Origin of the sequence: Rhizobium sp. Root1334 (assembly GCF_001426665.1) — a bacterium.
GTDB lineage: Bacteria > Pseudomonadota > Alphaproteobacteria > Rhizobiales > Rhizobiaceae > Pararhizobium.
The window spans coordinates 283530-307547 of record NZ_LMEY01000029.1; the positions used below are offsets into that span (position 1 = coordinate 283530).

General features: G+C 60.2%; 25 protein-coding genes. 6 read left to right on the forward strand and 19 right to left on the reverse strand.

Features of this window, described 5'->3' with window-relative positions:
- The first annotated feature begins 68 nt into the window (after positions 1-68).
- Complete coding sequence (locus tag ASD36_RS26205) at positions 69-1487, forward strand: cytochrome P450 (protein WP_060502622.1); 1419 nt, start codon at positions 69-71, stop codon at positions 1485-1487.
- 6 nt (positions 1488-1493) lie between these two features.
- Complete coding sequence (locus tag ASD36_RS26210; protein ID WP_060502621.1) at positions 1494-2483, forward strand: hypothetical protein; 990 nt, start codon at positions 1494-1496, stop codon at positions 2481-2483.
- Positions 2484-2485: 2 nt separating this feature from the next.
- Here the strand turns inward: ASD36_RS26210 and phnN are convergent, their stop codons facing one another.
- The 15 genes from phnN to phnG form a co-directional block, all read right to left on the reverse strand.
- A complete protein-coding gene (phnN, locus tag ASD36_RS26215) occupies positions 2486-3043 on the reverse strand; it encodes a phosphonate metabolism protein/1,5-bisphosphokinase (PRPP-forming) PhnN (protein WP_244489873.1) in 558 nt (185 codons plus the stop codon).
- 17 nt (positions 3044-3060) lie between these two features.
- Entirely contained in the window at positions 3061-4200 is a 1140-nt protein-coding gene (locus tag ASD36_RS26220; protein WP_060512057.1) for an alpha-D-ribose 1-methylphosphonate 5-triphosphate diphosphatase, read from the reverse strand.
- A gap of 1 nt (position 4201) precedes the next feature.
- Entirely contained in the window at positions 4202-4909 is a 708-nt protein-coding gene (locus ASD36_RS26225) for a DUF1045 domain-containing protein (protein ID WP_060502618.1), read from the reverse strand.
- A 113-nt stretch (positions 4910-5022) separates the two neighbouring features.
- Complete coding sequence (gene phnE, locus ASD36_RS26230; protein ID WP_060502617.1) at positions 5023-6531, reverse strand: phosphonate ABC transporter, permease protein PhnE; 1509 nt, start codon at positions 6529-6531, stop codon at positions 5023-5025.
- Positions 6532-6542: 11 nt separating this feature from the next.
- Positions 6543-7505: a phosphonate ABC transporter, permease protein PhnE gene (phnE, locus tag ASD36_RS26235; protein WP_060502616.1), complete on the reverse strand. Its 963-nt coding sequence runs from the start codon at positions 7503-7505 to the stop codon at positions 6543-6545.
- A 106-nt stretch (positions 7506-7611) separates the two neighbouring features.
- A complete protein-coding gene (gene phnD, locus ASD36_RS26240) occupies positions 7612-8517 on the reverse strand; it encodes a phosphonate ABC transporter substrate-binding protein (RefSeq protein ID WP_060512059.1) in 906 nt (301 codons plus the stop codon).
- A 91-nt stretch (positions 8518-8608) separates the two neighbouring features.
- Complete coding sequence (gene phnC / locus ASD36_RS26245) at positions 8609-9445, reverse strand: phosphonate ABC transporter ATP-binding protein (RefSeq protein ID WP_060502614.1); 837 nt, start codon at positions 9443-9445, stop codon at positions 8609-8611.
- 133 nt (positions 9446-9578) lie between these two features.
- Complete coding sequence (locus ASD36_RS26250; RefSeq protein WP_060502613.1) at positions 9579-10196, reverse strand: DapH/DapD/GlmU-related protein; 618 nt, start codon at positions 10194-10196, stop codon at positions 9579-9581.
- On the reverse strand, positions 10193-10900 hold the full coding sequence (phnL, locus tag ASD36_RS26255) for a phosphonate C-P lyase system protein PhnL (RefSeq protein ID WP_060502612.1): 708 nt from the start codon (positions 10898-10900) through the stop codon (positions 10193-10195). Before phnL ends, ASD36_RS26250 begins: the two co-directional genes overlap by 4 nt.
- Positions 10901-10964: 64 nt before the next feature.
- Entirely contained in the window at positions 10965-11741 is a 777-nt protein-coding gene (phnK, locus tag ASD36_RS26260; RefSeq protein ID WP_037097042.1) for a phosphonate C-P lyase system protein PhnK, read from the reverse strand.
- A 235-nt stretch (positions 11742-11976) separates the two neighbouring features.
- Positions 11977-12855, reverse strand: coding sequence for an alpha-D-ribose 1-methylphosphonate 5-phosphate C-P-lyase PhnJ (locus tag ASD36_RS26265; RefSeq protein ID WP_060502611.1), 879 nt, complete (start codon positions 12853-12855; stop codon positions 11977-11979).
- Positions 12852-13271, reverse strand: a complete 420-nt coding sequence (gene fosX, locus ASD36_RS26270) for a FosX/FosE/FosI family fosfomycin resistance hydrolase (protein WP_060502610.1) — start codon at positions 13269-13271, stop codon at positions 12852-12854. Before fosX ends, ASD36_RS26265 begins: the two co-directional genes overlap by 4 nt.
- On the reverse strand, positions 13268-14380 hold the full coding sequence (locus ASD36_RS26275) for a carbon-phosphorus lyase complex subunit PhnI (RefSeq protein ID WP_060502609.1): 1113 nt from the start codon (positions 14378-14380) through the stop codon (positions 13268-13270). The genes fosX and ASD36_RS26275 overlap by 4 nt, the downstream gene beginning before the upstream one ends.
- Positions 14381-14383: 3 nt before the next feature.
- Positions 14384-15004, reverse strand: coding sequence for a phosphonate C-P lyase system protein PhnH (phnH, locus tag ASD36_RS26280; RefSeq protein WP_060502608.1), 621 nt, complete (start codon positions 15002-15004; stop codon positions 14384-14386).
- Positions 15004-15471, reverse strand: a complete 468-nt coding sequence (gene phnG / locus ASD36_RS26285; RefSeq protein ID WP_060502607.1) for a phosphonate C-P lyase system protein PhnG — start codon at positions 15469-15471, stop codon at positions 15004-15006. Before phnG ends, phnH begins: the two co-directional genes overlap by 1 nt.
- An 85-nt stretch (positions 15472-15556) precedes the next feature.
- Between phnG and phnF the strand changes: the two genes are divergently transcribed.
- Entirely contained in the window at positions 15557-16294 is a 738-nt protein-coding gene (gene phnF, locus ASD36_RS26290) for a phosphonate metabolism transcriptional regulator PhnF (RefSeq protein ID WP_060502606.1), read from the forward strand.
- A gap of 60 nt (positions 16295-16354) precedes the next feature.
- On the opposite strand, the gene ASD36_RS26295 is transcribed toward phnF, so the two are convergent.
- The 4 genes from ASD36_RS26295 to fba form a co-directional block, all read right to left on the reverse strand.
- Positions 16355-17194, reverse strand: a complete 840-nt coding sequence (locus ASD36_RS26295) for a fumarylacetoacetate hydrolase family protein (protein WP_060502605.1) — start codon at positions 17192-17194, stop codon at positions 16355-16357.
- A gap of 91 nt (positions 17195-17285) precedes the next feature.
- A complete protein-coding gene (locus ASD36_RS26300) occupies positions 17286-17837 on the reverse strand; it encodes a gluconokinase (RefSeq protein WP_244481949.1) in 552 nt (183 codons plus the stop codon).
- Entirely contained in the window at positions 17806-18573 is a 768-nt protein-coding gene (locus ASD36_RS26305) for an SDR family oxidoreductase (RefSeq protein WP_060502604.1), read from the reverse strand. Before ASD36_RS26305 ends, ASD36_RS26300 begins: the two co-directional genes overlap by 32 nt.
- Positions 18574-18626: 53 nt before the next feature.
- Positions 18627-19673: a class II fructose-bisphosphate aldolase gene (gene fba / locus ASD36_RS26310; RefSeq protein WP_060502603.1), complete on the reverse strand. Its 1047-nt coding sequence runs from the start codon at positions 19671-19673 to the stop codon at positions 18627-18629.
- A 650-nt stretch (positions 19674-20323) separates the two neighbouring features.
- On the opposite strand from fba, the gene ASD36_RS26315 reads away from it, so the two are divergent.
- From ASD36_RS26315 to ASD36_RS26325, 3 genes are read left to right on the forward strand one after another with little or no spacing between them, the layout of a single operon-like run.
- Complete coding sequence (locus tag ASD36_RS26315; RefSeq protein WP_060502602.1) at positions 20324-21922, forward strand: peptide ABC transporter substrate-binding protein; 1599 nt, start codon at positions 20324-20326, stop codon at positions 21920-21922.
- A 51-nt stretch (positions 21923-21973) separates the two neighbouring features.
- On the forward strand, positions 21974-22897 hold the full coding sequence (gene oppB, locus ASD36_RS26320) for an oligopeptide ABC transporter permease OppB (RefSeq protein WP_060512061.1): 924 nt from the start codon (positions 21974-21976) through the stop codon (positions 22895-22897).
- Complete coding sequence (locus tag ASD36_RS26325) at positions 22890-24017, forward strand: ABC transporter permease subunit (protein ID WP_060502600.1); 1128 nt, start codon at positions 22890-22892, stop codon at positions 24015-24017. The genes oppB and ASD36_RS26325 overlap by 8 nt, the downstream gene beginning before the upstream one ends.
- Position 24018: the final 1 nt, after the last annotated feature.

A 24018-nucleotide genomic window follows, 5' to 3' on the forward strand; every position in this document is an offset into this window, starting at 1 on the left:
CTATCCGGTAATTGCAACCATCAAAACTCACAGTGCCGTCACCGGACACAGACAGGGGCAGCCGGAGCATGTTCTCCAGTTTACGGCAATCGACGGATATCATTGAAAACCTCCGGAAGAATTCGTTCGAACCTGCGCATGCCGACTATTACAGGGGCAAGCCTGGCCGACCGCTCAATCTCATCCTCAAGGCGCGCCATGACTTTCTCTCGGTCTGGCGCAAGGGCGATTATGCGGATTGCGTGACCGCGTCGAAAATCTTCGGACGTCAGGTCGTCGTGGTCAATTCTCCGGACGCGATCCGCTATGTCGTCGCCAAACGGCACGAGAATTTCGAGCGCAAGACGCCGCAAATGCGGCGCGCGCTGGAATTCCTTTTGGGTGATGGGCTGTTCATCTCTGATGGCGAGACCTGGAAGCAGCGGCGCCCGCTGGTCGCCGATATCGTCCACAAGAACCGCGTGCCGGCTTTCGGCAAGATCATGCAGAACACCACAAGCGAACTGGTGCACCGCTGGGAATCGCTTCCCGACGGCGCCCCGGTCAATGCGCTGTTCGAAATGGCCGGACTGACCGCGGAAATCATCTCCCGGGCCGTGTTTGGCAATGATCTCGGCGAAGATGGTGCCAAGGCCGTCAGCGAAGGTTTCGAGAGCTATCAGTCGCTGATCGATTCCGTCAATATCGGCTACTTCCTCGGCTTCGACGAAGGGCTGCCGGTACTGCGGACACCCAAACTGCGCCGGTCCGTTTCACGCATTCACGGGATCATCGACAAAGTGGTCGAGGATCATCTGGCCGGGCGCGGCGACGACAATTCGATGGTGGAGCTGCTGGTACGGCGGCAGAAACGCAATCCGGAACTGAAACTCGACGTGGTGGCATTGCGAAACGAGGCGGCCACCATCTTCATGGCGGGTCACGAGACAACAGCGGCGACGTTGACCTGGGCCTGGTACCTGCTGTCGCGGGCACAATGGGTCGAAAAATCACTGCACGAGGAAATCGCCCGCGTTTGCGGCAACCGTGTGCCGACGCTTGACGACATTCCGCAACTCGATTGGTGCCGGGCGATTATTGAGGAGACCCTGCGGCTGTACCCGCCGGTGCCGATCCTTGCGCGCCAGGCGAAAGAGGCCGACCGGATCGGCGATATCGACGTCAAGCCGGCATCACTCATTCTGATCGTTCCCTGGCTGCTACACCGGACGGAAGCCTTCTTCAAGGACGCCCATCTCTTCAAGCCCGAGCGCTTCATGAATGGCAGCAAGGCCATACCCTACAGCTACATCCCCTTCGCCAGCGGCCCGCGCGTCTGCCCCGGCCTGCAATTCGGTCTTCAGGAAGCGATCCTTTGCCTGGCTATCCTTGCGCAGCGCTTCAGGGTGCGCGTGGCCGAGAACGTGAAGGTCGAGCCCCAATGCCGCCTGACCTTGCGGCCGCGCGGCGGCCTGCCGGTGACACTGCACCGGCGCGAAAGGGTTTAGCTTCAGATGGAAAGACCAGATAACGACGCCAAAAGCGCCGCGGCGAAAAGGTCCGCCTGGATTTATCGCGCTCCTGCCGCCCCACCGCTGATGGATCTGTTCAAAGATGGCGACCGGCGCAAGGCGGCGTTTCGTTATCACGTGACCGGCAATCTCAAGAATCTTCTCGACCTGGCCGTACACTTCGGATTGAAAGCAGTTCCGGCAAGCATCTGCTCGGCGGCCGGTGCCCGGCTTGGAACTTTTGTCATCCCCCGTTGGCACCCATCATCCGTCAAGAAAGCGCAGAAGAACCTGCTGCGCCTTCTCCCGCACGCCACGGAAGAAGAGCGCGAACGGATTCTCAAGCGGAACTGGCAAAACCAGGGCCGCATCATGACGGAGTTTTCGATCATCGCGCGCCTTGCGCGCCGGACAACCTGGCACGATCTGCATCATTTTACCGACGCCTCTGCAAAGGGGCCAGTGATCTTAATCTGCATGCATCTTGGAAACTGGGAGATATTCGCACCCAAACTGGTTGAGCTCGGTTTTTCCCCCTCTGCCAACTACACACCGCCCGCCGGCAGGGCACGCGCATGGATCGCCCGGCGCGTACGGTTGAAACTCGGGTACGGATTGCTGCCGCCCGGCAAGGATGGCATACGCCCGGCGCTGAACATCTTGAAAGACGGTGGCGCGATCTCGGTCTTCTGTGACGAGGGCTTCGCGGGAAAAATCCGCGGCCCATTCTTCGGTCGCCCACCCCATCTCGAAGGCAATCTTGCTGTTGTCGCAAGGCTCGCCCGTCTGACCGGGGCGACGATCTGCCCATGTTATGCAATCCGGCGCGACGGCTCTTCGTTTGACGCTTTTGCGCTGGAATCGATCAACCTGCCGCCGGAAAACAGACCCGGCGAGCGTCTGATGGACGACGTTTTACTCATCAATTCGGTCATTGAGCCGGTCGTCCGTGCCCATCTAGACCAATGGTATTTCCTCGACAATGCCCTCTGACATCAATTGGCGGAACCATGTAACTGGGTGACAAGCATTGCAAATCGCGAACCTGCAACCTCAAGCGGGCCACTATTGTCGATCGTCGTCACATCCGGTTCGTCGAGAATATCCGGCACCTGCCGCTTCAGCCGGTTGAGAATATCCTGCTCGCTTTCGCGGCCACGTGCCACAAGCCGGCTTGCCAGCACCTGCGGCGAGGCGGTGATGTTGACAATGGCTACCCTTGGAAAGGCCTGCCGGAACTGGCCGAGCACTGCCCGGCTGCCATTGGCGATCAAGATCCTGCCTGCCCGCACCTTTTCAAGCGCGTCCTTGGGAACTCCGTATTTCAACCCATGCGCCTGCCAAGCCACCGCGAAATCACCTGCCGCAAGCCGGCTATCGAAAACATCTCCCGAAATGCTCTCGTGATCCTCGCCACCAGCGTCCGACGGCCGGGTGATCACCCGGCGGACAAAATCGATATCGTTGCGATCGGCAAAGTGCTGCGCCACGAAGCCGATGACGCTGTCCTTGCCGGCGCCGCTGGGGCCGACCACAACGACGATCGCGCCCATCTGTCCTTGCCCGTGCATCAGGCGACCCGCTTGCCTTCGCGCCAAACCGACCGAACAACCGGGATGCCGTCATGGCGCTGGACCCGCACAATATCCGCACGCAAGCCCGTGGCGATACGGCCGCGATCGTTGAGACCGACGGTGCGGGCGGGAGTCGCGGTAACCATGGCCAGAGCCTGCGGCAGGCTGACAGTTTCCAACTCATCCGCCAGAACGAACGGCGCATGGATCAGGCTGAACGGCACATAGTCTGACGACAGCACGTCGAGAACGCCGCGTGCGGCAAGATCCTTGGCGGCAATGTTGCCGGAATGTGATTTGCCGCGAACGATATTCGGAGCCCCCATCAAGACGCTGAGGCCCGCCGCATGCGAAGCTTCGGCCGCTTCGAAGCTAGTTGGGAATTCCGCAAGGCGAATGCCGAAGCCAACGGATTCCTCGACATGCGCCAAGGTGGCGTCATCATGGCTGGCAATGGTGATGCCGCGTTCGGCGCAGGCCTTGGCAATCTCGGTGCGATGCGGTCCGGCATACTTGGCCGACAAGGCCTGCTGGCGGGCGCAGAACGCCGCGAAAGCCTCGTCGGAAAGGCCCCGCTTGGTCTTATAGTAGAGCGTGTACTGCTCCATCGTCTGGAACTGGCGTTGACCCGGGGCATGATCCATCAGCGAGACGAGGCCGACCTGCGGATCGTTCTCGAATTCCACGAAGTGTGCCATCACGTTGCCTGTCGAAACTTCGCAGCGCAGATGAATGCGATGGTCGGCACGCAGGCGATTTTCCTTTGCTGCCTGCGCCAGCGCGTTTGCCATGTCGCGCATCTCGCCCTGCTCGAAGCCGCCATCCTCATCGGAGCCCATGCGCAGGCAATCGAAGACGGTAGTGATGCCGGATGTGACGACCTGCGCATCATGCGCCTGGATCGCCGCCATCTTCAGCCAGCGAACGCCGGGGCGCGGCGAATAATGGGCCTCCAGATGATCTGTATGAAGTTCGACCAGGCCGGGAATGAGATAATCGCCTTCGAAATCCTCACCGGTACGGCTGGCACCTTCCGAGATGTCGGCGATCTTGCCGTCACGGATCAGGACCGAGCCGTTGAGAATCTGGTCCTCAAGGACGATGCGGGCGTTGGAGAGAACGGTTTCAACGGTCATGTCATGCCATCTTTCGTTTGGACGTGCCGCCGAGCGGCAAAAGCGAGTGAACTGTGAAGGGCGCGCCGCGTTCGGGTTCGGTGAACAGTGCCAGCGTCGTCACCGCAAGCGGCTTGCCGATAAAGGGTGCGAAGGCTTCTTCCAGCAGCGCCCGCATCGCTCCCTGCCGTTCAACCGGCACCGCGCCCGTCAGCGTCATATGAAAACGGAAGCTCTCGAAGACGTAGGGATATCCCCATTCCAGCAGATTGCTGCGCATCACCGAGCCGAGTGTTTCGGGCTTGCGACGGGCGATATCAGCGTCAGACAACGGCGCGCGGAAAGGAGAAAAATACCGCACGGTCTCGTCGGCCAGAGCCTGCAGTTCTGGACAATCGGCCGCCGGCACAAGGGCGAAGAACGGGCCCAGCTGGCCGAGCATCATTTCCGGAATGTCGAACGGCGGGCATTTTTCAGAAAACGCCTGAAAATCCTCCAGAAGCTGCGCTTCGGTTTTGCCCGGCGCCAGCAGGAAGGGTGCCTTCAGCGTTCCGTGAAAGCCGTAGCGGCGCGGGTCGGCCGTCAGGGCGGTCAATTCCGCGGCACTGAAATCACCTGCGGGCTTGAGCTCATGAATTTCACTCGTAAACGGGTTCGCTCCCAGCCACCGTTCTGCGGCAGCCGTCAACGGGGCGTTTTCATCGGGCGAGATATAGAATGCGTAGCGCACTGGTCATTCCCTGCAGAGATGCCGCTGGAGCGTTGGAACAGCCGAATTGACGCTGTCGCTACGCGCTCTTCGTGACATTATCGTGATCGTGGCAGTGATCCGCCACCCATAGTTCAATGTGTTTTCTGGCCTATCAGACGCGAGCGCAGAAAATTGGAGGCGCTGTCGAAGATGAAGACGACGATGAGGATCAGAATAACCATATAGCAGACGTTTTCCCAATCCGAATTCGTCCGCATCGCCTCCCACAGTTTCAGGCCGATACCGCCAGCACCCACAGCGCCGATGATGGTCGCCGAGCGCGTATTGGATTCCCAGAAATACAAGGCCTGGCTGGCAAAGACCGGCAGAACCTGCGGCAAGACCCCGAACCGCTGCACGGCAAGCGGTGCAGCACCGACCGATTTCACGCCCTCGCGTTGCTTGTCGTCAATGTTTTCCAGCGCTTCGGCATAGAGCTTTCCGAGCGTACCGGTGTCGGTGAAGAAGATCGCCGACATGCCGGCGAGTGGTCCGGGGCCGAAGGCGCGGGTGAAAAATAGCGCCCAGATCAGCATGTCCACCGATCGCAGGAAGTCGAAGAACCGCTTTATAATCTGGTTGAGCAAACCATTGCGGGTGATGTTTCGCGCGGCGAGGAAGCACAACGGGAACGCGATGATCGAGGCAAACAGTGTGCCGACAAAGGCCATGACGATGGTCTGCAGCAGCTTGGTCCAGACGTCGAGATGCTGCCATTCGGAATTGTAGAGGATGTTGTTCCAGGCGAGCGAGAGGTTGGAACGGCTTGGATCCAGACGCTCGCCGCTGGTGATCAGGCTCATCACTTCGCCAAAGGACTTGTTGAAGAACGGCGAGTTGGTATCGAAAATGAAGTTTGCCCAGCCGGGAAAGCGGTTGTGGATGCTGATCTTTTCCTTGTCGACATCAGCCCAGCCGGTCATCCCGAAGGCAAGCGTGATCTTTTCACCCGGACGCTTCTGCGTCGCCCATTCCGGAAGGGCGCCTTCCGGCGTTACACCCGCGGAATGCTCAAGATCGATCAACAGGGTCTCGCCGCCATGCGTGGCCGTGACCTTGCCGTCGATTACATCGATGCTGGTGGTGCTGTTGAAATTGACAGTGGCGCGGCTGACGACTTCTTCGGTCCGGGTTTCCGCCCGGGCGCCTGCCTGGGTGCTGCCTCCGACGGCTGCATTCGGTGCCATGAAGCTGAAGCTGGAACTCTTCTTCGGAGCGGCCTGTTGTGCTGCGGCGGGGACATCGATGGTACGCTCAACCATCTTCGTCTCGATCTTCACCCATTCGGGCTTTGCGTCGGGACCGAGCGGCGAGTAACGCGGATAGACGACCTGCATCGTGCCATCGGCCGCGATCTTGATGTCAGGCCGGACCTCATAGGAAACCCAGTCGGCCAGATAAGTGCCGGCAATGCCCCAGTTGGCGTTGGCCAGAACCTGGCCGATCGAGAAAAACCACCAGCTGTAGACCATGTAGAGGCCAATACCGGCGAAAACCAGGATCGAGCGGATGCGCTTGTTGGCCGAACCTTTGACAAGATGCGGGTGACGGGCAGCAATCGCGTCCATCTGCGCGGTGTTCATCATCGTGTTTACGGTCATGGGGCCGCCTCCTATTGCGCCAACTGGAAGGCCTGATCACCAACGAGGCGGCGGCGCAGCCATGCGGAAAACTGATCGACGGCAATGATCGTCGTGAACAGAAGAATGATGATCGCCAAGGTCTTGGCTTCATGACCCTGGCTGATCGACAGCCGCAACGGCTCGCCGATACCACCGCCGCCGACAGCACCAATAATAGTGGAAGCGCGCACGTTGATTTCGAGACGCAGCAGGAAATAGCTCATGAAGTTCGGCAAAACCTGCGGCACGATGCCGAACCAGACGCGCTCGAACCAGTTGCCACCGGCAGCGCGCAGGCCTTCATCCGGCTTCATGTCGGCATTTTCGACCACTTCAAAGAACAACTTGCCGAGCGCACCGACCGTATGGATCGAAACGGCGATCATTGCCGGGATCGGCCCGAGGGACAGGATCGCGAGGAAGAAACCGGCAATCACCACTTCCGGAAAGGCGCGCAGGATTTCCATGATGCGCCGGGCCAAGCCGCGAACCCAGGGATTGGGCATCAGGTTGCGGGCGGCAAAGAAACAGAGGATGAAGCCGAAGAACATGCCGAAGATGGTCGAGAAGATCGCGATATTCAGCGTTTCCAGCATTTTGTAGAAATATTCGGGCACATAGATGCTGTCCGTCAGATACATCCGGCCTTCGGGATAATTGTATTTCAGGCTGCCATCGTCGTAAGGCGAAGGCAGATCGAACATCGCCCGGCCGATTTCGGCGCCATCGCGCGGCACGAGGTCGCCGACGAAATCGAAGAAATAGGGCAGGCGGTCGAAAAACTTGCCGGCATTGGTCGCATTGGCAAACCAGAGCGACCCGGACAGCGCCACGGCGAGCAGCGCAAGGCCAAGGAATGTGTAGGTGCGGCGGCGGAGATTGAGCTCCTGCCAGTGGCGTTCGACCACGGCGCCATTGTCGCTCAGGGTCGTGGAAAGCGCTGACGTGGCCATGAAGTCTCCGGCAAACACGAGGCCTCGAAGGACGTCATGCCCCGAGACTGCTTAAACAAGGAGCGCTGGCCGGGATAGCCGGCCAGCGCTTTTAATGCGGGCGATATCAGCCGCCGATGGTCGACTTGCGAGCGTCGATGATCGGCTTGTAGAAGTCCGAATTGACTTCGACGAAGCCCTTGAAGTCGCCGCCCATGACGCCGGCAAAGCAGGCTGCATCGGTCTTCGGCAGATCGAGCATGAACTGCTTGAACTTTGCCTTCATGTCATTGTTCATCGAAGTGCGAACGACGATCGGGCCGTTCGGGATCAGCGGCGAGCGCCACAGTTCGACTAGGTCGTTCATGTCGACAACGCCCTTTTCGACCATCTTGTGCAGGTTGCCGGAGGTGTAGCCGTCCTTGAACTCGCCAATGCCCGAACCGAAGGTCGTGCCAGCATCGAAGGTGCCCTTGAGCACTTCGAGAACGAGGTTTTCATGGCCGCCGCCGAAACCGGTCTCAGCGAAGAATTCCTTGACCGGCATGCCGATCGTTTCCGGCAGGGTCACGCTCGGGATCAGGTAGCCCGATGTGGAGTCCGGATCGGCAAAGCCGAGCTTCTTGCCCTTGAGATCGGCAACGCTGGTGTAACCCTTGTCCTTGCGGGCAACCATGATCGAGTAGTAGCCGGTCGAACCGTCGGACTGTTCGGTCGTCAGGATCGGCTCGACGGCGTCAGCCTTGGCGAGGAAGATCTTGGCATAGCCGGAAGCACCGAGTTCTGCATAATCGAGCGTGCCGCCGAGCAGGCCCTGGATAACGCCGTCATAGTCGGCAGCCGGGAAGAACGAGACCTTCTCGACATTCAGCGCCGTCTTCAGGTGATCGCCGAGGCACTGGTAATTGCGCAGGCGGTCGGCTTCGTTTTCACCGCCGATGATGCCGACGCGGAATTCCTTGAGGTCTTCGGCCTGAACGTGGCCGACGAGGGCAAAGAGCGCAACGGCGCTCAAAAGTGCTTTCTTCAACATAAGGGTCTTCTCCTGTTATCCCGGCGGCGCCGGTTCACATTCGGTTGCAAAGCTCTGCCCTTGACGCGGGCTTTCGATCCCGGCTCGCTCCTTAGAGCCCGGCCAGTGCCAGCGGTTTGACGCCGGCGGATTTCGCATTGTCCTGCGCAGCAGGAATGTTGATGCTTGTCGATGTCATCGATTCATCGAGCTCGGCGCCTGAGCCATAGATTTCAGCGACGGCTGCAGCTGTCAGTTCCTGCGGCTGACCATCGAAAACGACCTGCCCATGCGCCATTCCGATGATGCGCTCGCAGTAGTTTCGCGCCGTATCCAGCGTATGCAGGTTGGTGACGACGGTGATGCCGTCGCGCTCGTTGATATCGCGCAGCGCATCCATGACGATCTTGGCGTTCAGCGGATCGAGCGAGGCGATCGGCTCGTCGGCCAGCAGCATCTTCGGCTGCTGCATCAGGGCGCGGGCAATGGCAACACGCTGCTGCTGGCCGCCGGACAGGGTGCCTGCGGGCTGCAGCGCCGTCTGTTCGATGCCCAGACGTTCCAGCGCGCCGATTGCCATGATGCGCTCTTCACGGGTGAACATGTTGAGGACGCTGAGCACCGTCGAGCGATGATTGAGGCGGCCGAGCAAGACGTTGGTGAGCACGTCGAGACGTGGCACCAGATTGAATTGCTGGAAAATCATGGCGCAATCGCGCTGCCAGTTGCGAAGCGCTGCACCGCGCAGCGACGACACTTCCAGAGCGCCGAAATGGATGGAGCCGGACGAAACGTCATTGAGACGATTGATCATCCGGAGCAGTGTCGACTTGCCCGCACCGGACCGGCCGATGATGCCGACCATCTGGCCCTGCGGGATGTCGAAGGTAACCGAGTTGACGGCAATTTTCTTGCCGAACTGACGTGTTACATTCTTCAGCTGAAACATGAGCAGTCGTCCTTTGGCAGTGGCACAATAGGCCCTTGCCATAATGGCGGTTGATGAAGGGGGAATGTCAGTTTGATGTCGTTTTCGTTACAGTCCACAATCCCCGCACAGGCGGGGATTGGTGCTGCAAACGTCAGGCATTGTGACGGGCAAGGAATGCGTCCGCATCGAGCATTCTGAAATCGTCGAGGGCATCGCGCAGCTTGCCGTGATCCCAATCCCACCAGGCCAGTTTTTCGAAACGGCCGGCAATATCCTTGCCGAAACGCTCGCGGATCAGTTTGGCCGGAACGCCTCCGACGATGGTGTAGGGTTCGACATCCTTGGAGACGACCGCTCCCGAACCGACGACCGCGCCGTTGCCGATCGTGACCCCGGGCAGCACCGTCGCACCATGGCCGATCCAGACATCATGGCCGATGACGACGCGGTTTTCGCGCCGCCAGGCAAAGAAATCCTGCTCCATGTCCGCGTCCGGCCAGTAGTTCGAGGCGCGGTAGGTGAAATGGTGCAGCGTCGCCCGCCAGGTCGGATGGTTGGTGGCATTGATGCGAACGGATGCCGCCAGATTGGCGAATTTTCCGATCGTCGCGCACCAGATCATGCCGTCGCGCTCGATATAGGAATAATCCCCGAACTCGACCTCGTCGAGGCGGCAACGATCACCGACTTCCGTGTAACGGCCAAGCGTCGACTGGTTGACGGTGGCAGTTGCATGGATCGTCGGCTCTTCGCTCAGCTTCTGGCTCATGCGGCAGCCTTTCGCGGCGAGAAGGCAGATACATCAAGGATGCGGTCGGCGACGGCGTCACGCACTTCCTCGTCATGGAAGATACCGAGCAGGGCAACACCCTCGGCCTTCTTGGCGGCTATCATCTCGACAACGACACGGCGGTTTGTCGCGTCAAGCGATGCCGTCGGCTCGTCGAGCAGCAGAATCGCATGATCCGTAATGAAGCCACGGGCAATGTTGACACGCTGCTGCTCACCACCCGAGAAAGTGGCTGGCGGCAATTGCCAGAGTTCACGCGGCAGGTTGAGTTTCGCCAGCAGGCCGGACGCTTTTTCACGCGCTGCGGCCTGCTCGACCCCGCGCGCCAGAAGCGGTTCGGCAACGACATCGAGTGCCGACACGCGCGGAACGACGCGCAGGAACTGACTGACATAACCCAGCGTATCACGCCGGACTTCCAGCACCGCGCGGGGGGCTGCATGAGCGAGATCGACCAGGTGGCCCTGATGCTCGATCAGGATCTGGCCAGCATCAACGGCATAGTTGCCGTAGAGCATTTTCAGGATCGAACTCTTGCCGACACCGGACGGACCGCCGAGCACGACGCACTCGCCCTTCTTGACGGAGAACGACACGCCATTGACGACCGGCAGTCGGATACCGTCGCGCAGGTGCATGGTGAAGCTTTTGGCGACTTCGGAAACAACGAGGGGAGTGGCCATGACTATTTCTCCTTTTGGAGCATGGTTTGGTCCGAAAACCGGTTTCCACTTTTCGGAACCATGCTCAGACCTGCAGAATGGAGGAAACGAGGAGCTGGGTGTACGGCTCGCGCGGATCGTCAAGCACCCGGTCGGTCAGGCCCTGCTCGATCACCAAACCATCCTTCATCACCATCATCCGGTGGGACAGAAGGCGTGCGACCGCAAGGTCATGGGTAACGATGATCGCCGAAAGGCCGAGGTCGTGCACGAGGCCGCGCACCAGATCGAGCAGGCGGGCCTGAACAGAGACATCAAGACCTCCGGTCGGCTCGTCCATGAACACCAGACGCGGGGACGTGACGAGGTTGCGGGCGATCTGCAGGCGCTGGCGCATGCCGCCCGAGAACGACCGCGGCTGATCGTCGATGCGGTCTTCCTCGATCTCGACGCGGCGCAGCCAGTCGGCGGCCGTAGCGCGGATATTGCCATAGTGCCGATCACCGACCGCCATCAGCCGCTCGCCGACATTGGCACCGGCAGACACCGTCATGCGCAGGCCATCGGCCGGGTTCTGGTGCACGAAGCCCCAATCGGTGCGCATCAGGAAGCGGCGCTCCGCCTCCCCCATACGGGCAAGATCGCGGTACTGGCCGTCGCGCATATGGTATTCGACAATGCCGGAACTGGGCATCAGCCGGGTGGAGAGACAGGACAGCAACGTTGTCTTGCCTGAGCCGGATTCACCAACGATGGCAAGAACTTCACCGGGCCACAGCTCGAAGGATACATTGCGGCATCCGATGCGGCTGCCGTAGAATTTCGACACGTCGTTGACTTTGAGAAGCGGTGTCTGGGTCATGGGGCGATTTCCATGTTGAGCAAGTAAGTGCTTGAAGGAAGGCGAGCGGCGGCTTGCTTCCTCTTCTCCCCAGCGGGGAGAAGGTGGCCGGCAGGGCCGGATGAGGGGGCGGTGCGGCCATTTCGGAGTGTGCGGAAAGGTCCCCTCATCACCTCGCTTTCGCTCGGCACTTCTCCCCGCTGGGGAGAAGTGGGAGCCTGCGGCAGCTTGCAAGCCGAATACGCTACCAAACCCCTCATTCGGCCGCCTCCTGCCGCGCCAGCATCTCGCCCGCATGACCATGCTCGCGGCGATCCTCGCAATGGTCGGTGTCCGAGCAGACGAACATACGTCCGCCCTTGTCGTCGAGAACGACTTCATCGAGATAGACGTGCTCGGCGCCGCACAGCGCGCAGGGCTTGTCGAAATGCTGGATCTCGAACGGATGATCCTCGAAATCGAGGCTGACGACGTCGGTATGGGGCGGAACCGCGTAGATGCGCTTTTCACGTCCGGCACCGAACAGCTGCAGCGCTTCCGACATGTGCATTTTCGGATTGTCGAATTTTGGGGTCGGCGACGGATCCATGACGTAGCGGCCTTCGACCTTGACCGGATAGGCATAGGTCGTGGCGATGTGGCCGTTGCGGGCGATATCCTCATAAAGCTTCACATGCATGAGGCCGTATTCTTCCAGCGCATGCATCTTGCGGGTTTCGGTCTCGCGCGGCTCGAGGAAACGCAGCGGTTCGGGAATCGGAACCTGATAAACCAGCGTCTGACCGGCCGTCAGCGTCTCCTCGGGAATGCGGTGGCGCGTCTGGATGATCGTCGCTTCGCGGGTTTTGGTGGTCACTGCGACATTGGCAACCTTCTGGAAGAAGGCGCGGATAGAGACGGCATTGGTCGTGTCGTCGGCGCCCTGGTCGATGACCTTCAGCACATCCTTTGGTCCGAGGATCGCCGCCGTGACCTGCACGCCACCGGTGCCCCAGCCATAGGGCATCGGCATTTCGCGCGATGCAAACGGAACCTGATAGCCGGGTATCGAAATCGCCTTGAGGATCGCCCGGCGGATCATCCGCTTGGTCTGTTCGTCGAGGTAAGCGAAATTGTAGGTGGCAAGGTCAGTCATTCGGCTGCCTCCTTCAAACGGGAATAGGTATCCAGCCGCTCGGCGAGCGTGCCGGTGTGAAGTTCAAACAGATGATTGTCGGCATCATGGAAATAGATCGAGCGGCCCTCACCTTCGACACGCGGCCGTGGTGGCATGAGGTCAAGGCCGAGCGACTGGATGCGCTCCAGATAGATGTCGATATCCTCGTCACGGATCTTGAACGCGACGTGGTTGTAGGTGCGCTCGCTCAGGCTCTCGCCCTGCATGATGGCGATCCAGAGATCGCCGATCGTGAAGAACTTTTCCGCAGATCGCGAGAACTGCATCTCATCACTGGCATAGACCTGTTTCGCGCCGAAGACGGTCTGGAGAATGCCGGTCATCCTCTCAAGATCGCTGACGACGAAGGTGATGTGGGAGAGGTCCTCTATCATTCGGCCGCATCCCGGATGGGATCATTCTTCTCCACCCCGTTGCGTGCATCGTACTCGGCGCGCATACGGCGGACGAGATCGAGTTCGGCCTGGAAGTCCACATAGTGCGGAAGTTTCAAGTGCTCGACGAAACCGGTCGCCTGGACGTTGTCGGAATGCGAGATGACGAATTCCTCGTCCTGCGCCGGGGCGACAATATCCTCACCAAATTCCTCTGCGCGAAGCGCCCGGTCGACCAGCGACATCGCCATCGCCTTGCGTTCGCTCTGGCCAAACACCAGGCCGTAACCGCGGGTAAACTGCGGTGGGTTCTTGGCCGAGCCTTGGAACTGGTTGACCATCTGGCACTCGGTCACCTGGACCGGGCCGAGCGATACGGCAAAACCAAGTTCGGGAATATCGAGCTCGACCTCGACCTCGCCGATGCGGACCTCGCCAACGAAGGGATGAGTGCGGGCGTAACCACGCTGGGTCGAGTAGGCGAGCGCCAGCAAAAAGCCTTCGTCGCCGCGCGCCAAAGCCTGCAGGCGCAAATCGCGGTTCAGCGGAAATTCCAGCGGCTCGCGTGTCAGGTCGCCCGGCACGTGATCCTCCGGCATATGGCCGTCGCTCTCGATCAGGCCCTCGCCGGCAAGGATGTCGGACACCCGCATCATCGAGCTTTCGTCTACCGTCCGGCGCAGGGGTTCAGCAACCGGCTCATCGGTCAGCAGCGACGGGTCGAGCAGGCGGTGGGTGTAGTCGAATGTCGGGCCGAGCAGTTGGCCGCCGGGCAAGTCCTTGTAGGTCGCCGAAATGCGGCGCTCGATCTTCATTTTTGCGGTATCCACCGGCACCGACATGCCGAAACGCGGCAAGGTGGTGCGATAGGCGCGCAGAATGAAGATCGCCTCGATCATGTCTCCGCGCGCCTGACGGACGGCAAGAGCAGCGAGCTCCCGATCGTAGAGCGAGGCTTCCGCCATCACGCGGTCGACCGCAAGGCCGAGCTGCGCGACGATCTGGTCGATCGAGATGGCCGGTAGAGACCGGTCACCGCGGCGGCGGTCGGCGAGAAGCTGATGCGCATTGGCGATAGCGGCTTCGCCGCCCTTGACAGCAACATACATGGTTCAGACCTCCCGGCGGCGAAGTTTTGTGGTGCGCGGCAGGCACAGGACATCGGTGCCGGCAACGAGGATCAGATCGACGCCGCGAGGGAACAGGCCCTGGTTTTCCGCCCAGAGCGTCAGGAAGATATCCGGCAGGCCTTTAGGCGCGATGATGGTTTCATCCTTGATGCCCGGTCCCGCGGCAACAAACTCCGGTCCGCCGGTCAGCGAGGCGATCTCGATCACCAGAGTGGCCGAACGGTCAGGATATTCCTGCGTGCCGAGCGCAAACTGATCGAAGCCCGGAACAATACCGCCAGCCTCGATGAAAACGAAACGTGCCTCCGGCTTGACGTTTGTCACCGGCGCGCTAGCGTGGAAGGACAGCCAGGCGGGAACAGATGATTGAACCAGGGCATTTGTCAGCCATACGGGCGTGCCGTCATCGCAAAGCGTCAGCGCGATTGCTCCGGCACCGGCACCGAGCGGTGCGGGCGGCGTGGCAGAGGCGCCGAGCGGCGTGATCGTGCCCGGACGCGCCATGGCATCCATCAGCGCGCGGAACACCGACTGCGACTGGAAGACCGGATCGGCGAACGCGCCGGCATAGGCGCTGGCATGGATTTCGGTTTGAGCGCCCATCAGTTGTCTCCCCGGACCATGGTGAAGAAATCGACCCGTGTCGCCGCCGTTTGTTCGGCATGTTTGCGGTCTTCGGCTTGAATGCGGCTTTCCACCGCATCAATTAGCTGGTCGACAGCCGGCCGATGTTCCGGCCGCTGATGAAGCGCATCGAAGATCGCAGCGAGGCGCGCCTTTTCCCGGTCATTGCCGAGCAACTGCCCATGGCCGATTTCGCCCGAGGCGAGACGCACCGTTGCGCGGCTCACCGTCGCTTCTCCGAGATTGAAGGGATCGCCGCCACCGCCGACGCGACCACGCACCATGACGAGGCCGGTTTCAGGCCCGCGCACAGGATGCACCTCCGGCTTGGGCTCGATCGCCAGCCAGCTTGCCTGTAGTTCTTCCGTGGAAGCACGGGCGAGCAGGCCCATCGCCCGCTTTCGCTCGCTCACCGCCGTGCCGGTATTTTCTTTGATCGCGTCCATTGCTTCCGTCCGAAATGTCTATTAATATAGACAACAATACATTTGATGTTCTGCTTTTAGAATGTCCACATGACGGGCTTGTGACATGAATGCTAAAAAAGCGGTTGAGCGTCAGACCGGGGTCGCATTGTGGCGGCAGATCGCCGATCTTATCCGGTTATCGATCAGCAATGGCGACTACGACCAGACGGGCATGGTGCCACCCGAAATTGTGCTCGCCGCACAGTTCGGTGTCAACCGTCATACGGTGCGCAGCGCTCTCGCCGCGCTTGCCGATGAAGGACTGGTGCAAGCGATTCAGGGCCGGGGCACGATAATCCAGCGCAAGGAGCGGCTGAGTTTTCCGATTTCGCGGCGCACCCGGTTTTCACAAGGGCTGGGAGGTCAGGCCCGCGAGACCGAGGCAAAGCTTCTGGCCCAAGCGGTTTTGCCGGCCGCTGGCGAAGTCGCCGCCGGCCTGAAAATTCCCCCTGGCGCGTCCTGCATCCAGCTTGATCTGGTCAGCAGCGCCGATGGGCGGCCGGTTTCCTGCTCCACCAGTTTCTTCCCACAAGGCCGGTTTCCGGCCATGGCCGAAGAATTCGAACGCCTGCACTCGATTACCAAGGCCTTCATGGCGCAGGGATTGGTGGATTACGTGCGCGTCTCAACCGAACTGGTGGCGCGCCACGCCGATGCGGCGGAACTGGCGCTACTTCGCCTTTCCCCCGGCGCCATCGTCATTGAGGCAACCGCCATCAATGCCGACCCGGAGGGCGTGCCGGTGCAATTTTCCCGCACCCGCTTCGCCGCCGATCGCGTCAAGCTGAAGATCGATACGTGAGCGCATGAAAAAGGGCGCCGTGCCGAAACACCGCGCCCTTACCAAGGTTAACCGCAGCAATCAAACGTCGGCAACGAAAGTCTGCTTCTGCGTGCCGAGGCCTTCGATCCCGAGCTCGACGACATCGCCGGCCTTCAGATATTGTGGCGGCTTGAAGCCCATGCCGACGCCCGGCGGCGTGCCGGTTGAAATGATATCGCCGGGATGCAGGGTCATGAACTGGCTGAGATAGCTGACCACATGCGCAACGCCATAAACCATGGTCTTCGACGACCCGTTCTGCTTGCTGACGCCATTGACCGTCAGCCACATCTTCAGGTTCTGCGGATCGGCAATCTCGTCCCTGGTCACAAGCCACGGACCGGTCGGGCCAAACGTGTCGCAGGATTTTCCCTTGGTCCACTGGCCGGAGCGCTTGGTCTGGAAATCGCGCTCGGACACGTCGTTGATGACGCAGTAACCGGCAACATGCTCCAGTGCATCGGATTCGGACACGTATTTGGCTTTCTTGCCGATAATCACGCCGAGTTCGACCTCCCAATCCGTCGCTTCCGATCCGCGCGGAATAAGCACGTCATCGTTCGGGCCGACGATTGCCGATGTCGCTTTCATGAAGATCACCGGTTCTGGCGGCACGGTTGCCCCAGTTTCGGCGGCATGATCGGCATAGTTCAGGCCGATGCAGATGAATTTGCCGGTGCCAGCAACGCAGGCGCCCAACCGCGGGCTGCCGCCAACCACGGGCAGGCTGTCAATATCCAGCCCCTTCGCCCAGCCTATGTCGCTGATCGCCTCGCCGCCGATGTCGGCGATCACGCTGCTCAGGTCGCGAATCTGGCCGTCCTTGTCGAGAACACCCGGCTTTTCGGAGCCAAGCGGCCCATAGCGCAAAAGTTTCATCGTTCCTCTTCCCTTGAAATCCAGACAATATTGGCGTCTGACAGATCAAAGGCAGGCAGCGTTGTAAAGCGCTTTTGCCCGGAAGGGCGCCTCAGCGTGTCGACAAATCTTGCAGTCCGGCCAGCGCCTTTTCGACGATATTAGCAAGCGGCAGATCGACATCGACGGTCACGACACCCGGTTCGACAATCGGCGGCTCCAGCGCTGCGAACTGGCTGTCGAGTAGGGAAGACGGCATGAAATGACCGGCGCGAGCCTTCATGCGTTTGTCGAAAACGGCGCGCGATCCCTCCAGAAAAACGAAAGCCAGATGGCCACCAGCCGCAGCCCGCAACCGGTCGCGGTAGATTTTCTTCAGCGCCGAACAGGACACGATAACCCGCTCGCCACGCGCAACACTATCGCCGACCAAACCGCCGATGATATCGAGCCAAGGCCAGCGGTCGTCATCATCCAGCGGGATGCCAGCCGACATTTTCTCGATATTGGCAGGCGGATGCAGGCTGTCGCCCTCGATGAACCCGCAATTCAAGGCAGCGGCCAGCCGTTCACCAACCGAAGTCTTGCCGCAGCCGCTGACACCCATGACGATGACCGGCAGGCCGGAATTTTCAGAGAGATGTTGTGATACCACCATCGACATAAAGTGTGTGTCCATTCACGAAGGAAGACGCGTTACTCGCCAGGAAAACAGCCGAGCCGACCAGCTCTTCGACATTGCCCCAGCGCGCTGCGGGTGTACGCTTTTCCAGCCAATCTGAAAACTCCGGATTGTCGATCAGGGCCTGATTGAGCGGCGTCCGGAAATAACCGGGCGCGATTGCGTTGATCTGCAATCCGTGGCGCGCCCAGTCGGCGCACATTCCGCGCGTCAGGTTTTTGACGGCACCCTTGGTCGCGGTATAGGGCGCGATGCCGGGACGGGCGAGTTCGCTCTGGACCGAGGCGATATTTATAATCTTGCCACGGCCACGGCCGATCATGAACCGGGCCACCGCCTGGCTGACATAAAAGACGCTGGAAATGTTGGTTGCCAGCAGTTGCTCCCACTTGTCGGCCGGAAAATCCTCCAGCGGCGAGCGAAACTGCATGCCGGCATTGTTGATCAGGATATCGATCGCACCGATTTCGCTTTCGATGATGGCAATCGCCTCGGCGGCTGAGTCTCGGCCGGTCACATCGAAGGCCGCCGCATTGGCGACATGGCCGTTATCCCGCAAAGCAGAAACGGCTGCAGCGACCTTTTCGACATCGCGGCCATTGACGACGATCTCGGCGCCATGCGCCGCAAGACCTTCCGCCAAGGCAAAGCCGATACCCTGGCTGGAGCCGGTGATCAGCGCACGCCGGCCGGACAGGTCAAACAGCGGAAAGCTCATTCAGGTGCCTCAAAGAAAGATGTGGCGGGAAAGGTTCCCGCCACAATGCATTCTCAGCTGGCCTTTGAATAGGCCTTTGCCATATCGGGCAGACGCTTGACGCGGATTTTCGAAGCCTGGCCTGCGGCATTGAAGGCAATGAAGCGCTCCTTGCAGACTTCGACCATGCGGGCCGTCGCCGGCTTCAGGTAGTTGCGCGGATCGAAATTGTCCGGGTTCTGCAGATGATGCTTGCGGATTTCGCCGGTGAAGGCGAGGCGCAGGTCCGTATCGATATTGACCTTGCGGACGCCGAGCGGAATGGCCTTCTGGATTTCGGCGAGCGGCACGCCCCAGGTCTGCTTCATCTTGCCGCCGAATTCGTTGAACAGGTCCTGCAGGTCCTGCGGAACGGTGGACGAACCATGCATGACCATATGGGTGTTCGGCAGGCGCTTGTGGATTTTGGCGATGGTGTCGATCGACAGGATTTCGCCGTCCGGCGCGCGGGTAAACTTGTAGGCGCCGTGGCTGGTGCCGATCGCGACGGCCAGCGCATCGACGCCGGTCTTTTCGACGAAGTCGAAAGCCTGCTCCGGATCGGTCAGCAGTTCCTCGCGCGACAGCTTGCCTTCGAAGCCATGGCCGTCTTCCTTTTCGCCGGCGCCCGTTTCCAGGTTACCGAGACAGCCAAGTTCACCTTCAACCGATACGCCGGCAGCATGGGCGATCTTCACGACTTCAGCCGTGACGCCGACATTGTATTCATAGGAAGCGATCGACTTGCCGTCGGCGAGCAGCGAACCGTCCATCATCACCGACGTAAAGCCGTTGGTGATTGCCGAGATGCAGGTCGAGGGCTGGTCGCCATGGTCGAGATGCAGGCAGACCGGAATATGCGGGTATTCTTCCGTGGCCCCTAGGATCAGATGACGCAGGAAGGCGTCGCCAGCATAGGCGCGGGCGCCGCGGCTTGCCTGCAGGATGACCGGAGAATCCGTGGCATCGGCGGCGCGCATGACAGCCTGGATATATTCCAGATTGTTCACGTTGAACGCTGGCAGCGCGTAATTGTGTTCGGCGGCGTGGTCCAAAAGCTGCCGCAAGGTGATCAATGCCATAGTCAGAAGTCTCCCGTTGTCTCTGCGCCATCATTTCTGATCATGACGCGCGCACCTTATTCTCCGCTTGAGCAGAAGTATTCCCTACAAAAGCCAACTGGTATCGCGACCAGGCCTCCTGGCGAATGTTGGGAGCGGATTTGCCTGCACCATAATTGATGATCCGGGTTTGGCAACCACCGCCGCGGCGGAAATGGTGCCGCCTGGCCTACGGAAACGTTACAGGTCGAGTGCTGCACGTAGATTATCCTGAATTTTTTTGACAAACCGGCGAACACAATTATAAGTTGATCGCCCGATATATGTACCCGTTACGTTCCAGCGCGCACATTCGCGGACTTCGCGCCGCTGCGAGAAGGACGGATGCAAGTTCATTTCGACGGAACAGCAGATCGCGAATACATATTACGTAAACTGCCAAAAATAATACTCGAACTTGCGCATTGATGACCGGCAACCTCCCGGAACATCGGTTCAGATAGCGCAAACCTCCCGGAAAATGGCGCGATTGAAATGCAACCGAGGCGCTATAAATATCTGTCCGTCAGCGACATGGCGGCGTTAGGCGCGACACAAAGAGCCTTGCCTTTGGAATAGATTTGGCATTCTCTCGCCGCTTCACAACCTAAAAAGAGGGGAAGGAGAACAAAATGACTTTTGCAAAAATCAACCTCCGTACAGCGATGCTGCTTGGATCGATTCTCATTGGCGCGAGCCCCGCGCTCGCTGAAACCGTTCTGCACCGGGGCAATGCCGGCGAGCCGCAAACGCTCGACCAGGCACACACCTCGATCAACATCGAAGAGTTCATCCTGAAGGACCTTTACGAAGGCCTGACGATCTATGACGCTGCCGGCAAGATCGTTCCCGGCGCTGCCGAAACCTGGGATCTGTCGGACGATGGTCTCGTTTACACCTTCAAGCTGCGCGCCAATGCCAACTGGTCCGACGGCTCCCCGGTTACCGCTGGCGACTTCGTCTTCTCCTTGCAGCGCGTTGAAGATCCGAAGACCGCAGCCGGCTATGCCAACATCCTTTTCCCGATCAAGAATGCCCAGAAGATCAACAAGGGTGAAGTGCCCGTCGATCAGCTCGGCGTGAAGGCCATCGACGACAAGACGCTGGAAATCACCCTTGAACGTCCGACCCCCTTCTTCCTTGAGCTTCTCGCCCACCAGACCGCCCTGCCGGTCTCCAAGGCCAGCGTCGAAAAGAACGGCGCCGATTTCGTCAAGCCGGGCGTGATGGTCTCCAACGGCGCCTACAAGCTCGTCGCCCATACCCCGAACGACAGCCTGACGACTGAAAAGAACGCCTCCTACTGGGATGCGGCAAACGTCAAGATCGACAAGGTCATCTTCTACCCGATCGACGACCAGGCAGCCTCCGTACGCCGGTTTGAGGCCAAGGAAATGGATCTGGCCTACAACTTCTCGGCCGACCAGCTGGACCGCCTGCGCGCTGCTCACGGCGATCAGGTCCACGTTTCGCCGACGCTCGCCACCTACTACTACAACTTCGACACCCGCCAGGCGCCCTATGACGACGTTCGCGTCCGCCGCGCGCTGTCCATGGCCGTCGACCGTGACTTCCTGGCCAAGGAAATTTATTCGGGCTCGCAGCTGCCGTCCTACTCGATGGTGCCTCCGGGCATGGCAAGCTACGGTGATCCGTCCAAGGCCGATTTTGCAGACAAATCGCAGCTCGACCGCGAAGACGAAGCGCTCAAGCTGATGAAGGAAGCCGGCTACGGCGAAGGCGGCAAGCCGCTCGAGATCGAAATCCGCTACAACACCAACCCGAACCATGAACGCGTCGCAACCGCTGTCGCCGACATGTGGAAGAACACGTTCGGCGCCAAGGTGTCGCTGGTCAATCTCGACGTTTCCTCGCACTACGCCTATCTGCAGGAAGGCGGCAAGTTCAACGTTGCCCGCGCTGGCTGGGTTGCCGACTATGCCGACGCCGAAAACTTCCTGGCGCTCAGCGCCTCCTCAAACAAGACCTTCAACTACAGCCATTTCGAGAACCCTGAGTTCGACGCGCTGATGAAGAAGTCCTACGAGGAAACCGATCCGGCGGCCCGCTCCAAAACGCTTCATGAAGCTGAAGCCATCCTCATGAAGGAACAGCCGGTCGCGCCGTTCCTGACCCAGGCAGACCTCTGGCTGGTGTCCAGCAGGGTGAAGGGCTGGCAGGACAATGCTGCAAACCAGCATCTGAGCCGCTTCCTGAGCGTTTCCGAATAACGGATTTTGACGCGCGGCGGCTGATGCCGCCGCGCGTCATGGAGTAAGACCATGATCTCCTTTGTTCTGCGCCGCCTTGCGAGCGCCGTGCCGACGCTATTCATCGTCGTCACGATTTCCTTCTTCCTGATGCGGTTCGCGCCGGGCGGTCCTTTCAATCTCGAGCGCCCGCTGCCGCCACAGACGATGGCGAACCTGATGGCCACGTACCATCTCGATCAGCCGCTCTGGAGCCAGTATGTTTCCTACATCGGTAATGCCGTCAGAGGCGATTTCGGACCGAGCTATGTCTACAAGGACAACACGGTCGCCGAGCTGATCGGCAAGGGCTTGCCCTATTCGATGGAACTTGGCTTTTATGCACTCTTGCTCGCACTTTTTGGCGGCGTTCTGGCTGGCACGATTGCGGCTCTCCGGCAAAATAGCGCCCTCGACTTCCTGATCATGTCGGTCTCGACCGTTGGCGTGACAGTCCCGAACTTTGTCGTCGGCCCCGTTCTCACACTTGTCTTCGCCATCACGCTCTCCTGGCTCCCGGCCGGAAGCTGGGGCGATGGCTCGCTGCGCTTCCTGATCCTGCCGATGATTGCCCTTGCTTTGCCGCAGCTGGCGGTGTTTGCGCGCCTGACGCGCGGCTCGATGATCGAAGCGCTGCACACCGACCATATCCGCACCGCCCGCGCCTATGGCCTGCCCGCCCGCACCGTCGTCATCACCCATGCGATGCGCGCTGCCATGTTGCCGGTCGTTTCCTATCTGGCGCCTGCGGCTGCGGCACTCCTTACCGGCTCGGCCGTGGTCGAGACGATTTTCACCATTCCCGGTGTTGGCCGCTATTTCGTGCTGGGCGCCATCAATCGCGATTACACGCTGGTGATGGGCACCGTCGTGCTGATCGCCATCTTCGTCATCGTTTTCAATCTGCTGGTCGACATTCTCTACGGCCTTCTCGATCCGAGGGTTCGCCATGACTGATATCGTCACCACGGAACTACCGCCGGAAACAGCCAGCCGAAGCCTGTTCCAACTTGCCGCCATGCGTTTCCGCCGCAACCGCGCCGCCATGGCCGGCTGCGTCGTGCTGGCGCTGATCGCGCTCTTCTCGTTCCTCGGCCCCTATTTCATCAGCCATACCTATGATCAGGTGTTTCCGTCCTATGTCTCGGTGGCGCCAAGCTTGGAACCCCGGCCGGATGCGTCGAGCCTGCAGGATGTCATGGAAGGCGTTGCGGGCCGCGCCCGCGTCGACCTGAAGGAATTTGCCGTCGAAGGCCAGACCTTCACGGCAATCGTCACCTCCGACAAGCCGATCGATCCGCGCACAACGCGCTACTTCGACCGTGCCAACGAGTTTGAGGGCACGCAGGTCGTCGCAACGGAAGATGACGGAAAGACCCTGAAATTGACCGGTCAGGTCGCCCGCGAATACTTCTTCTTCGGCACGGATTCGAACGGCCGTGACCTGATGGCGCGCGTCATGCTCGGCGGCCAGATCTCGATCGCCGTTGGCCTGCTTGCCAGCCTCGTTTCGCTCAGCATCGGCGTGCTCTACGGCGCCACCTCCGGCTATATCGGTGGCCGCGTCGATAACGTCATGATGCGGTTCGTCGAAATCCTCTATTCGCTGCCCTTCGTCTTCCTCGTCGTCGTGCTCGTCGTGTTCTTCGGACGCTCGTTCATCCTGATCTTCCTCGTCATCGGCGCGGTGGAATGGCTGGACATGGCCCGCATCGTGCGCGGTCAGACATTGGCCCTGAAGCGGCGCGAATTCATCGGGGCGGCGCAAGCGCTCGGCTTGACGGACTGGCAGATCATCCGCCGTCACATCATCCCGAACACGATCGGTCCCGTGGTGGTTTTCGTGACTGTCGTCGTGCCGAAGGTCATCCTGCTTGAAAGCTTCCTCTCCTTCCTCGGCCTCGGCGTTCAGGCGCCGCTGACGAGCTGGGGCGCGCTGATTGCGGAAGGTGCCAACAATATCCAGTCGGCACCGTGGCTGCTGATCTTCCCGGCGATCTTCTTCGTTCTCACCCTGTTCTCGCTCAATTTCGCCGGCGACGGCCTGCGCGATGCGCTCGACCCGAAGGACCGTTGAC